The sequence below is a fragment of the Vibrio sp. 10N.286.46.A8 genome (assembly GCF_041470165.1).
Taxonomy (GTDB): Bacteria; Pseudomonadota; Gammaproteobacteria; order Enterobacterales; family Vibrionaceae; genus Vibrio; species Vibrio tasmaniensis_A.
Genome location: NZ_JBFRLX010000272.1, coordinates 1 through 11,740, shown reverse-complemented (window position 1 = coordinate 11,740; position 11,740 = coordinate 1). Strand labels below are relative to the sequence as shown.

At 44.8% G+C, this 11,740-nt stretch carries 10 protein-coding genes; 1 reads left to right on the top strand and 9 read right to left on the bottom strand.

Translation table 11 applies throughout. The annotated features are described in order from the left end of the window. Nucleotides 1–131: 131 nt before the first annotated feature. Complete coding sequence (locus tag AB4232_RS21125) at nt 132–1,448, bottom strand: adenylosuccinate synthase (protein WP_009847885.1); 1,317 nt, start codon at nt 1,446–1,448, stop codon at nt 132–134. A gap of 171 nt (nt 1,449–1,619) precedes the next feature. Between AB4232_RS21125 and AB4232_RS21120 the strand changes: the two genes are divergently transcribed. After that, on the top strand, nt 1,620–1,808 hold the full coding sequence (locus tag AB4232_RS21120; protein WP_009847884.1) for a DUF2065 domain-containing protein: 189 nt from the start codon (nt 1,620–1,622) through the stop codon (nt 1,806–1,808). 152 nt (nt 1,809–1,960) lie between these two features. On the opposite strand, the gene hflC is transcribed toward AB4232_RS21120, so the two are convergent. From hflC to tsaE, 8 genes are all read right to left on the bottom strand, one after another. Next, nucleotides 1,961–2,938 carry a protease modulator HflC gene (gene hflC, locus AB4232_RS21115; protein WP_009847883.1) on the bottom strand — a complete coding sequence of 326 codons (978 nt, stop codon included), beginning with the start codon at nt 2,936–2,938 and terminating at the stop codon, nt 1,961–1,963. Between the two features lie 2 nt (nt 2,939–2,940). After that, nucleotides 2,941–4,143, bottom strand: a complete 1,203-nt coding sequence (gene hflK, locus AB4232_RS21110) for an FtsH protease activity modulator HflK (protein WP_009847882.1) — start codon at nt 4,141–4,143, stop codon at nt 2,941–2,943. Between the two features lie 27 nt (nt 4,144–4,170). Beyond that, the gene (gene hflX / locus AB4232_RS21105) at nt 4,171–5,478 is read right to left on the bottom strand and encodes a ribosome rescue GTPase HflX (protein WP_139685854.1); all 1,308 of its coding nucleotides are present in this window, start codon (nt 5,476–5,478) and stop codon (nt 4,171–4,173) included. 44 nt (nt 5,479–5,522) lie between these two features. Further along, a complete protein-coding gene (gene hfq / locus AB4232_RS21100; RefSeq protein WP_004735866.1) occupies nt 5,523–5,789 on the bottom strand; it encodes an RNA chaperone Hfq in 267 nt (88 codons plus the stop codon). A 192-nt stretch (nt 5,790–5,981) separates the two neighbouring features. Continuing rightward, complete coding sequence (gene miaA, locus AB4232_RS21095) at nt 5,982–6,914, bottom strand: tRNA (adenosine(37)-N6)-dimethylallyltransferase MiaA (RefSeq protein ID WP_009847880.1); 933 nt, start codon at nt 6,912–6,914, stop codon at nt 5,982–5,984. Between the two features lie 167 nt (nt 6,915–7,081). Beyond that, entirely contained in the window at nt 7,082–9,271 is a 2,190-nt protein-coding gene (mutL, locus tag AB4232_RS21090; RefSeq protein ID WP_372087942.1) for a DNA mismatch repair endonuclease MutL, read from the bottom strand. Between the two features lie 89 nt (nt 9,272–9,360). Beyond that, nucleotides 9,361–11,076 carry an N-acetylmuramoyl-L-alanine amidase gene (locus tag AB4232_RS21085; RefSeq protein WP_371695940.1) on the bottom strand — a complete coding sequence of 572 codons (1,716 nt, stop codon included), beginning with the start codon at nt 11,074–11,076 and terminating at the stop codon, nt 9,361–9,363. Continuing rightward, the gene (gene tsaE / locus AB4232_RS21080; protein ID WP_004735870.1) at nt 11,070–11,534 is read right to left on the bottom strand and encodes a tRNA (adenosine(37)-N6)-threonylcarbamoyltransferase complex ATPase subunit type 1 TsaE; all 465 of its coding nucleotides are present in this window, start codon (nt 11,532–11,534) and stop codon (nt 11,070–11,072) included. The genes AB4232_RS21085 and tsaE overlap by 7 nt, the downstream gene beginning before the upstream one ends. Nucleotides 11,535–11,740: the final 206 nt, after the last annotated feature.

The window sequence follows — 11,740 nt, the reverse complement described above, 5'->3', positions numbered from 1 at the left end:
ATTTCAGGACGGGACAATTGCAGGTATTAAAAAGCCGACTTAAGAAAGTCGGCTTTTAGAAAACTATTTCATTATCAAAGTACTTTAATTACCTCAGTATGGTTCGTGCTGTGGTAATCACTCAGCTGGCATTATGCGCCGTATGGGTGAACCTTGATGATAGTTTCGTTACGATCTGGGCCAGTTGATACGATATCAATTGGAACGCCAGTTAGGTCTTCGATACGCTTGATGTAATCTAGAGCAGCTTGTGGAAGCGCGTCGATAGATTTAGCACCAAATGTGTTTTCAGACCAACCAGGCATTGTTTCGTAGATTGGCGTCGCTTCTTCGAATGACTCAGCAGCCATTGGAGAAACTTCTAGGATAGAACCATCTTTCATCTTGTAACCAGTACAGATTTTTAGTTCTTCTAGGCCATCTAGAACGTCTAGTTTAGTTAGACACATACCAGATAGAGAGTTGATTTGGATTGCACGACGCATAGCAACAGCATCGAACCAACCTGTACGTCGTAGACGACCAGTAGTTGCGCCAAACTCGTGACCAACATCGCCTAGGTGCTTACCGACTGGGTCTTGCTTCTCAAGGCCATCGTATAGCTCAGTTGGGAATGGACCTGAACCAACACGAGTACAGTAAGCCTTAGTAATACCAAGGATGTAACCGATGTGACGAGGACCGAAACCAGAACCTGCAGCAACACCACCAGCAGTCGTGTTAGAAGACGTTACGTATGGGTAAGTACCGTGGTCGATATCTAGTAGCGTACCTTGAGCACCTTCAAACATAATCTTGTCGCCGCGCTTACGTGCTGCGTCTAGTTCGTCAGTTACGTCGATAACCATCGCAGTTAACATGTCTGCGTAGCTCATCGCTTGCTCAAGTACTTCTTCGTAGCTTACTGTTTCAGCTTTGTAGAAGTGCTCTAGTTGGAAGTTGTGGAATTCCATAACTTCTTTTAGCTTCTCAGCAAATGCTTCTTTATCGAAAAGGTCGCCAACGCGTAGACCGCGACGAGCAACTTTATCTTCGTAAGCAGGACCGATACCACGACCTGTTGTACCGATAGCTTTCGCGCCACGAGCGATTTCACGCGCGTTGTCGATAGCAATATGGTACGGAAGAATTAGAGGACAAGCTTCAGAGATGAAAAGACGCTCACGCACTGGGATACCGCGTTCTTCAAGAGGCTTCATCTCTTTAAGAAGTGCGTCAGGCGATAATACAACACCGTTACCAATAACACATTTAACGTTATTGCGTAGGATGCCTGATGGAATTAAGTGAAGAACGGTTTTTTCACCGTCAATTACAAGTGTGTGACCTGCATTGTGACCGCCTTGGTAGCGAACCACGTATTTTGCATCTTCAGTTAAAAGGTCAACGATTTTACCTTTACCTTCATCACCCCATTGGGTGCCTAGAACGACTACGTTATTTCCCATCTTTCCAATTTCTGTTGCTAATTAAAAATGGATTCTAGCACTGAATCACACTTCTTGCAGTCACTTTTTGTTCATAAACGTTAACGCTGTACAAAAATAAACCAGCGATAACTGAGGGCGAATGTGTAAAGATGCTGATATCATTGCATTTTATAGACAAAAGGCAGAACCATGTCTCAATCAATTTGGCTCGCTATTGGGCTCGTTCTTATCGCTGAAGGGCTCGGCCCCTTGATTGCACCTAATGGCTGGAGAAACATGGTCGCGCAACTGAGCGAGCAACCAGACACCCAACTGCGCCGTATTGGCGGTTGTCTTGTGGTGGCTGGTGCCGTTATCGCTTTCATGACCTACCGTTAGGTTTTCTCAAAGTACGGAGCTGTCACTACGACTTCCCTCGAAGATTCAATGGTCACCTGCAGTCTTCAACGAATAGAAAACAAAAAGGCTCCCATTATGGGAGCCTTTTGATTTTTAGGTACTTCGCTAATTTAATGAATTAACGAATCAGCTTATTTTGCTGGAGCACCGCTTGCTTGATTCATGTATTGGAAGAAGTCAGTCTTCGGATCCAGTACTAGAATGTCGCTCTTATCGCTAAATGATGTCTCATAAGCTTGCAGTGAACGCATGAAGCCATAGAACTCAGGGTCTTTGCTGAACGCATCAGAGTAGATCTTCGCTGCTTCTGCATCAGCATCACCACGAGTCACTCGAGCAGTACGGTCAGCTTCAGCAAGAACAGTCGCGACTTCTAGCTCAGCTTGAGCACGGATAACTTCTGCTTTCTCACGACCTTGAGAACGGTGTCTACGAGCAACCGATTCACGTTCTGCACGCATACGGCGGTAGATAGATTCACTGATTTCGTCAGGAAGGTTAATCTTCTTCATACGGAAATCAACAACTTCAACACCTAAATCAGCCATCGCACTTTCTGCCGTTCCAGACAAAACGTTTTCCATGATCTTATCGCGTTCGCCATCAACTTCTAGTGCTTCTGCAGCCGCTACCGTTGTGACGACTTCGCTATCAGCAGAGTCTGGCAGGATGTCCTTATTACGAGGGCCTGACACAATCTGCTTAATTTCACGAGAACCAATTTCAGAACGAAGAACATCTGTCACTTTACGCTCAAGAAGTGCTTCTGCCGTCATGATATTACCGCCACCGGTACTCAGATAGAAACGTCCAAAATCAGCAATACGCCATTTTGCGTAGGTATCAATTAGAACGTCTTTTTTCTCTGATGTTACGAAACGGTCAGAACGGCCATCCATCGTTTGAATACGAGCATCAAGTACTTTTACGCGATCAAACATCGGTAGTTTAAAGTGCAGGCCTGGTTCATAGATTCGTGATACGCCGTTGTCATCGAGAACTCGACCAAAACGAATTACCATGCCACGCTCGCCTTCTTGAATCACAAATAGTGACATCAATAGAAGGGCAATCGTCACAACTAATACAGGGATCATTAATTTACGCATTATTAGTATCTCCCTTGACGTGAACTGTCTGAACGAGTTTGAGTGCTAGACTTTGGATCGGCTTGAGTTTCTAACTCAATTTGATCGTAAGTTGATGATGTTTTTGCAGGGCGAGTGCCCGACTGAGAACCACCTTGTGCGCCTAGCTTATCAATTGGTAGGTATAGCAAGTTACCGCTTGATTCAGAATCAATCAGGACTTTCGATGTGCTTGAGTACACTTTTTCCATTGTATCAAGGTACATACGGTTACGTGTTACTTCAGGAGCAGCTTGGTATTCAGGTAGCAGTTTCTCGAACTGAGCTACTTGACCTAGAGCACCATTAACTGTGCGCTCTGAGTAACCCACCGCTTCTTTCTTCAAACGCTCAGCACGACCTGTTGCTTTTGGAAGAATGTCATTTCGGTAGGCTTCAGCTTCACGCTCGAAACGCTCTTCATCCTCACGAGCCGCGATAGCATCATCAAATGCATCTTTCACTTGCTCAGGTGGACGTGCTGACTGGAAGTTCACGTCAACAATCAGAATACCCATATCGTAGCTATCGATAATGCGGTTTAGTGTTTCTTGAGTACTTTGACGAATCTGCTGACGACCACTTGTTAGGATACTATCCATTAGTGAGTCACCAATTACCGCACGAAGCGCAGAATCGGTTGCTTGGCGTAAACTGTCGTCTGCATTCGTTACACGATACAAGTACTTGTATGGGTCAGAAACACGGTATTGAACACCCATTTCAACGGTCACAACGTTTTCATCTTTCGTTAGCATGGTGCCAGCAGCACGTAGAGAACGAATCGCTTGAACGTTTACCAGTTGCTCATCTTTGATTTCATCGATGAAGCGTGGGTGCCAGTTAAGACCAGGCTCTTCGATACGGTCGAACTGACCCAATCGAAGTACTACTGCTCTTTCTGCTTCGCCAACAGTGTAGAAACCAGCGAAGAACCAGATAGCAATCGCAATGACAGCAATGACACCAAAGCCAATCGCACCGCCACCACCGATAGATGGCCCGTTACCGTTGCCACCTTTTTTACCAAACTTGCCACCTAACTTTTGACTTAGTTTACTAAACACTTCGTCTAAGTCTGGCGGTCCTTGATCTCGGCCGCCGCGATTATTGTTCTTACCCCAAGGGTCATTATCGCGGCCGTTATTATCGCCGTTGTTGTTATTTCCAGGCTCATTCCACGCCATTAGAAAGCTCCATCATTTGATATGACGTTATACTGTAGCAGTCTCTTTGGTAACGATAAAGCCACCTAAGAGTGCCCCTTCTCTTTTTTCAAGTTTAGACCAATCTATTTGTTGCATTCGGATATCTATCAACAAGTTACCATTTTCATCATACTCCTCTTGTTGAATACATTTCATCTCAAAGAATAAGCTACGAATACGGCCCTGATGTTGATGTGGAATACACAATCGGAATTGAACCATTTGACTTGCTAAACGCTCAGTTAAAGCTTCAAACAGCAGTTCAATGCCTTCTCCTTCCATTGCAGAAACCCAAACAGCGCGAGGTGCGCCCTCTTCGTCTCTTTCAATTCGAGGTTTTTGGTCTTCCATGCAGTCAATTTTGTTCATGACTACAAGGGTTGGCACTTCATGAGCATCGATTTCTTCTAATACTTCATGAACAGCCTGAATGTTCTCACGAAAGCGGTCATCACTGGCATCAACAACATGTAACAAAATGTCAGCTTCCTGCGTCTCTTGTAACGTAGCCTTGAACGCAGCGACCAAGTCGTGTGGTAGATGACGGATAAAACCTACGGTATCTGCGAGAATTGCAGGCCCGACATCTGCCAATTCAATCTTACGTAGTGTTGGGTCTAGAGTTGCAAACAGTTGGTCTGCCGCATAAACACCAGCACTTGTGATGCGATTGAAAAGTGTTGATTTCCCCGCATTGGTATAACCAACCAAAGAAATTGTTGGGATTTCAGCTCGATTACGAGCACGTCGTCCTTGTTCACGCTGCTTAGCGACTTTCGCTAAACGACGTAATATTGCCTTTATACGGTCACGCAACAAACGTCGATCGGTTTCCAGTTGAGTTTCACCTGGACCACGAAGACCAATACCACCTTTCTGCCTTTCAAGGTGAGTCCAACCACGAATCAATCGAGTAGAGATATGACGAAGCTGAGCGAGCTCAACTTGTAGCTTACCTTCATGAGTTCGCGCACGTTGTGCAAAGATATCTAAGATCAAACCCGTGCGATCAATCACACGACATTTACACAATTGCTCGAGGTTTCGCTCTTGGGCAGGAGAGAGGGAGTGGTTAAAAATCACAATTTCAGCACCGGTTAGCTGAACAGCTTGTGCGATTTCTAGGGCTTTACCTTCTCCAACGTAGTATTTAGGGAGTGGGGATTGTCGGCTACCAGTAATCACTTGTAGCGTTTCTACCCCCGCTGAGGAGACCAGCATTTCACACTCGCTTAGGTCTTCCCATTCTCCCTCTTGCGTGAAGTTGATATGAACAAGTACGGCTCGCTCGCCGGATTCATAACGGTCAAACAAGCAACCAACTCCTTATTACAGCGCAAGCTGTATCAATTGAACGATTAATCTTCAGTCTTCTCAGGACGATCAGATGGCGCGCGTTGTTGCTCGCCGCTGTGGTGACTCACTGCACGAGCAGGAACCACAGTAGAAATCGCATGCTTGTAAACCATTTGGTTTACTGTGTTCTTCAATAAGATCACGAATTGATCGAAAGACTCGATCTGACCTTGCAGCTTGATGCCGTTAACAAGATAGATAGAGACTGGAATGCGCTCACGACGGAGTGCATTTAGGAATGGGTCTTGTAGCGATTGCCCCTTAGCCATTTTATTTTCCTTATTTATATTTTGTTGTAATTATTTAGCTAGTGGTGCACAAAAAGGTGCGGCCTTTGCATCTGAGCTAAACGAATAAAAAAACTCCGTTGTTATTGAAAGGCTGTGATTTTTAAAAGCCTCAACAACTGATCCTTTCCAGAGTATATTCACGCAAAAGCGATCACATTATACACAGCAATACTAATCAGATGCTATTGCATCTGAAAGAGTTTCTAACGCCTGTTCAATGTTTTCGCTATCCAACCAAGTTAAATCATCCCAACTGCGTAACCAGGTGATTTGTCGCTTGGCCAATTGACGGGTTGCGCAGACACCACGGAAAACCGCTTCGTCTAAATCGCAATTCCCATCTAAATAATCCCACATCTGCCTATAACCAACGCATCGAATCGATGGCAGTTCAGGGTGAAGATCTTCTCTGGCGTACAACGCTTTCATTTCATCTTCAAATCCCGCTTCTATCATCTTCTCGAAACGCAGCTCAATGCGGCGATGGAGTTCTTTCCTTTCCTTGGGAGCTATTGCAAATTGTTTTACACGAAATGGCAGGCTATCGCCTTTCGTTTGAGTTAGCTCTGTTAATGTTTTACCCGAAATTCGATAAACTTCCAATGCCCTTGAAAGCCTTTGTGGATCATTTGGGTGTATTCTTTCAGCGGATACGGGATCTATCTCTCTTAATTGATCGTGCAATGCCTGCCAACCCTGCTCAATAGACTCCGCTTCAATCTGCTTACGAATCTCTTGATCCGCAGCGGGTAGTGGCGATAAACCTTCCAACAATGCCTTGTAGTAAAGCATTGTGCCACCAACAAGTAGCGGGATTTTACCTTCCGCTACAATCTTATTCATTTCACTGATCGCATCACGACGAAAGTCAGCCGCAGAATACGCTTCGCTTGGGTCGAGAATATCAATCAAGCGATGAGGCGCGAGCGCGAGCTCTCCTGCATCCGGCTTAGCAGTACCAATATCCATGTCTTTGTAGATTAGCGCCGAATCGACACTGATGATCTCTACCGGGTATTTCTGACGTAAGCGGATAGCTAAATCTGTTTTTCCTGATGCCGTGGGGCCCATTAAAAACAACGCTAAAGGTAATTTTTCAGTCATGATATTTTGTATTTATTTCTCTGTTAGAGCACTTAATTAAAAGGCTTCATGTCGCGATACACTTGTCTACTAAGAAAAGCCTCATCGCAACAGTTAAATCGTAAACAGCCGAAGCCGTAAATAAGCTTAATTTATCTAAAACTCAGCTGTGAAAATTCACCTACAAACTAAGCCATAAAAGCAGCGATGGTTGCAGAAAAGTCGATAGGATTAACAAATTCGGGATCATCTAATGGAAGTAGACCATGCCAAAGTTGCTCAAGTTCCCCAACTAGTTGAACCGCTTCAGATAAAGTGTAGTCGTTTTTTACTTGTGCTGTCTGAATCCCGATCCAGTTAACCAGTAATGGTAACGTATCGCTAGAAAAGCTATGACCTTGAGTTTCCGAGGCCTGAGCGTTTATTGAAGCCGCGTACGATAACAGATCTGGGATCAAAATTTGTAAGTTTTGCTGCCTCAAAGGAGAAGGCACTCCCATCACCATTATCGCTTCGTTATTCCTAGCTTTAAGCTCGATACCAAGCACAGACAGCATTGGACTTAGCGCCTTAGCGACACCGACTAAATCAGCGCCTAATTTGATGGATAAAGGCACTAATAATGGTTGGCTCTTTAACGCGCCATCACGCGTATCAAGCTGACCAACAACACGCAATAACTCAGCCTTAGCCAAAGAAACCAACACACTGCCGTTCTTGTTTCCCATTACCAAATATTGGCATTCCACTACCGAGACTGCTTTGCCTAAGTCCGTCACAGGTGCTCTTGGCTTTAAATGAACAGGGTTCTGTTGAGCAGGCTTAGCTTCTTTATTTTCTATGTTGTCTCTGGTTTCTACTGGTGCCACATGGTCTTGAGGTGAGGATGGTTCTACAACTTGGTCATCAAAACTTGGCGTTTTCAGAAGCTCTTTATAGGCCTTCACTTCTCGCTTAGATGGAGCAGGTTCACCATGATGTTGGTGCGGCTCTTTTTCTTTTTTAGGTTCAGGTCGAGACTCTATCCACTCTTGGCGAGGCGAGCCTATAAAACTGGTTTCGCGATCCGACGAGCCTCTGCTAGACGATGAACCTCGGTTAGCTGGTGAGCTATAACGCTGCCCACCATCATTAACGCTGTGCTGAGGTTGATCATAAACCTGTTCAGATTCGGCTTTTCTTGGGTAGGCTGGCGTTTGCTCAATAGCATATCTTTCACTATCAGATACTTGAGGTTGTTCTGAACTGCTCGGCATTATGCTTTCAGGCTCTGAGAAACTGGCAATCTCTTCGATACCCGGATTCGAGCTACCTTGCTGATGATGCATCACTTCTGACTGATGAAACGCAGACTGCTTGATCGGTGCTGCATCAATTTGTTTGCTTTGGGCTAAGCCATCACTCAAGGCTTGGTAGATAAAGTCGTGTACAAGACGGGCTTGATGAAAACGCACTTCATGTTTTGCAGGATGAACATTCACATCCACCTGATGTGGGTCTAGCTCAATGAACAACACATACGTCGCGAATTGGTCGGGGCGCAAGCTAGTTTCGTAGCTTTGACGAATCGCATGATTGATCAGCTTATCGCGCATCATACGACCATTCACATAACAGTATTGCAGATCGCTTTGTTGTCTTGCTCCTTCAGGCGTGGTGATCCAGCCATGAAGTTTTAAGCCTTGATGCTCAAGTTCGATCTTAAGCATATGGCGAACAAAAGGGTTGCCACATACTGCTGCGATGCGCTTTTCGGCTTGAACTTGTGTTTTTGCAGCGCGGTACTGACGAATCATTTTACCGTTATGACGAAGGTTAATCGTCACATCAAAACGGCTCAATGCAATGCGTTTAAGCAGCTCATCGATATGAGTGAATTCAGTTTTCTCGGTGCGTAAGAATTTACGTCGTGCCGGAGTATTGAAGAACAGATCCAATACCTCAACCGAGGTGCCAATGGGATGCGCTGCTGGCTGCAGTTTCACCTGCATATCACGACCTTCACTATGTGCAGCCCAAGCTTGATCCTGAGTCGTAGGGCGTGAAGTCATAGTTAGGCGCGCAACAGAGCTAATACTCGCCAGTGCTTCACCTCGGAAACCTAGGCTGACGATCGCTTCAAGGTCATCAAGAGTATGAATTTTAGAGGTAGCATGACGGCTTAATGCCAAGGCAAGCTCATCTTTAACAATGCCCTTGCCGTTGTCACGAACACGGATCATCTTAGCGCCACCTTTCTCGATATCGATATCGATACGTGTCGCACCAGAATCCAAACTGTTCTCAACCAACTCTTTCACAACAGAAGCAGGTCTTTCTACCACTTCACCCGCTGCGATTTGGTTAGCTAGCCGAGCTGGCAGTATTTTGATCGTCATATGTATAGCTACCTTACTGCCATTTATAGAAGCACTTCTCGCGTTTGAGATTGCTTCTATGTTCTAAACATTACTTCAACATTAGCCAACTATTTGTGCGGAATAATCAGCACTTGGCCAATGGCCAACTCATCGGAACGTAGTTTGTTTGCTTGACGGATACTGTTGACGCTCACACCATATTTCGAAGCAATCTTGCCAAGATAATCGCCTCTTGCGACTTTATGTTTACGTAGAGGTATATCTTTTACTTCAACCGTAATACGTAACTTTTGGCCTACTCTCACGGTTTCTGATTTCAAGCGGTTCTCACGTTTAATGCTTGCTACCGATACTTTGTAACGGCTAGCTATCTTGCCTAAGTACTCTCCAGACTTAACCGTGTGTGTCACCGTTTTACGGCTTGTTGTGGTAGCCGCTTGTGAACCCGAGCTTGGAATTTTTAGAATTTGCCCTACCGCTAAGCTCGTCGACTTCAAACCATTCAACTTCACTAATGCTTGTGTAGACGTGCCGTACCTCTTCGCAATCACAGACAATGATTCACCACGCTGTACTTTGTGCTGACTGGTAGAGTTAGAAGATGCCGCCGCGTTAGAAATAACAATCCCTTCTGGTGGATTCGCTTTCAAATATTTAACGACCGCTTTGGTCACAGCTCGCGCAAGTTTGTCTTGATGCGAACGTTGGAAAAGAAGCTTCTCTTCGGTCGGATTCGAAATAAAGCCCGTTTCTACAAGTACCGATGGAATTTGTGGTGAACGTAACACTGCCAAGCTGGTGTTAATCGGCTTACTGTTATGCAGTTTTGCGACCTTACCCATTTCAGAGAGAATGGTCGTTGCCAGTTTATAGCCCTCTTTTTGAGAGTGGCTAAACTGCAAATCAAGCAGGGTTTGGTTGACGTTTTTATCTGCAATATTGCCAGTAAACGCAGCACCGCTGCCGCCCAGCAATTCTGACTGCTTCTCTTTGTTCTCAATCCAACGGGAAATCTCAGTGTTTGCGCGTCGAGTATTCAACACGAACACCGAACCACCTCTTGGTTGAGGCGTCGTAAAGGCATCGGCGTGAATAGAGATCAAGAGGTGTGCTTCGTTCTCACGAGCAATTGCAACACGTCTGTTCAGGTTTACAAAGTAATCAGCATTACGTGTTAAACGCGTTTTGATTCCCGGAACGGCATTCAACTGCGCAGCGATCTTTTTCGAAATACTAAGAGTCGCATTCTTCTCATATTTACGAGATGGGCCAATGGAACCAGGATCTTCACCACCGTGGCCTGGGTCAATCACAATCAGAACATCACGCTGACGCTTAACTTGATTGAGGTTCTTACTCACTGTTGGCTTACTCGGCGTTGATGTTGCTTTGCCTTTACTTGCCGCACCATGAGGCAAATCGATCACCAAGCGATGTCCGTACTGACCACCAGGAGTCGGACTGAGTTTAAACAACTCTGCTTTAGACGACTTCTTTAACTCAAAAACCAAGCGATAGGTGTTTTTGTCTGGCGGTGAGCTTTTACGAATCTTAGATAGAACGGGGCTGTCTTTCACCACGACCGGTAACTTAGTTGCAAGGTTGGTCTTTTTTAAATCCACAACCAAGCGACTCGGGCTACTCAGGGTGAAATAGCTGAAATCCGCTTCTGATTTTAAATCGATAACCACACGAGTTTCTTCTGGAGAAGGCCAAACCCTTAAACTCTTTAGTGAGTTTGCAGAAACAAGTGAAGAAAACAGTATAGAAAAAACAGCAACCAACATAGCTACTGCTGAAATAAGGCGTCTAGAAATCAACATAACTCCAACTGACTAAGTAAGCGCTGTCCGTATTCACTGTTAGCGGTTAAAGAAACAATGCGGTGATCGTCTTGGTAACGAATATCAATATCCAAATCTGCTTCTGGTAGCATTCCATAACCTTTCTCTGGCCATTCAACCAAACAGATAGCATCTGGCGTGAAGTAGTCACGAATCCCCATAAACTCTAACTCTTCAGGATCAGCTAGGCGATAAAGATCAAAATGGTACACCTGCCAATCGGCAAGTTGATAAGGTTCAACTAGAGTATACGTTGGGCTCTTTACATTTCCTTGATGGCCAAGTGCTTTTACAAAACCACGACTGAAGGTCGTTTTACCTGCGCCAAGATCACCATGCAGATAAATAGTTGTCTGCTGTGAGCAAAGATTAGAAAGCTCCGTTCCTAATTGAATCGTTGCTTGTTCATCTTTCAAAGTAAATTGTTTCGTGCTCATGAATACGTTCTCTAAAAATCGATCGTTGACTATATAAAAATCAAAAGAACAAGAATAGTAAACCGTGATGCTTTTGGGAGACAAGCACTCAAGTGTAAGTTCTATGAAAAATACTGATCAAAACACGTCTGTTCTGGTCAATACCACTAAGATCCGTTAAGATCCGCCCCCATTTTTGCCGAACCTAATTTTAATTAGCCTTATCT

What these genes read in the sequence shown, in the direction of transcription:
- AB4232_RS21125 (WP_009847885.1), bottom strand. Translation starts at nt 1,448, where the DNA reads ATGGGAAATAACGTAGTCGTTCTAGGCACCCAATGGGGTGATGAAGGT.
- AB4232_RS21120 (WP_009847884.1), top strand. Translation starts at nt 1,620, where the DNA reads ATGTCTCAATCAATTTGGCTCGCTATTGGGCTCGTTCTTATCGCTGAA.
- hflC (WP_009847883.1), bottom strand. Translation starts at nt 2,938, where the DNA reads ATGCGTAAATTAATGATCCCTGTATTAGTTGTGACGATTGCCCTTCTA.
- hflK (WP_009847882.1), bottom strand. Translation starts at nt 4,143, where the DNA reads ATGGCGTGGAATGAGCCTGGAAATAACAACAACGGCGATAATAACGGC.
- hfq (WP_004735866.1), bottom strand. Translation starts at nt 5,789, where the DNA reads ATGGCTAAGGGGCAATCGCTACAAGACCCATTCCTAAATGCACTCCGT.
- miaA (WP_009847880.1), bottom strand. Translation starts at nt 6,914, where the DNA reads ATGACTGAAAAATTACCTTTAGCGTTGTTTTTAATGGGCCCCACGGCA.
- mutL (WP_372087942.1), bottom strand. Translation starts at nt 9,271, where the DNA reads ATGACGATCAAAATACTGCCAGCTCGGCTAGCTAACCAAATCGCAGCG.
- AB4232_RS21085 (WP_371695940.1), bottom strand. Translation starts at nt 11,076, where the DNA reads ATGTTGATTTCTAGACGCCTTATTTCAGCAGTAGCTATGTTGGTTGCT.
- tsaE (WP_004735870.1), bottom strand. Translation starts at nt 11,534, where the DNA reads ATGAGCACGAAACAATTTACTTTGAAAGATGAACAAGCAACGATTCAA.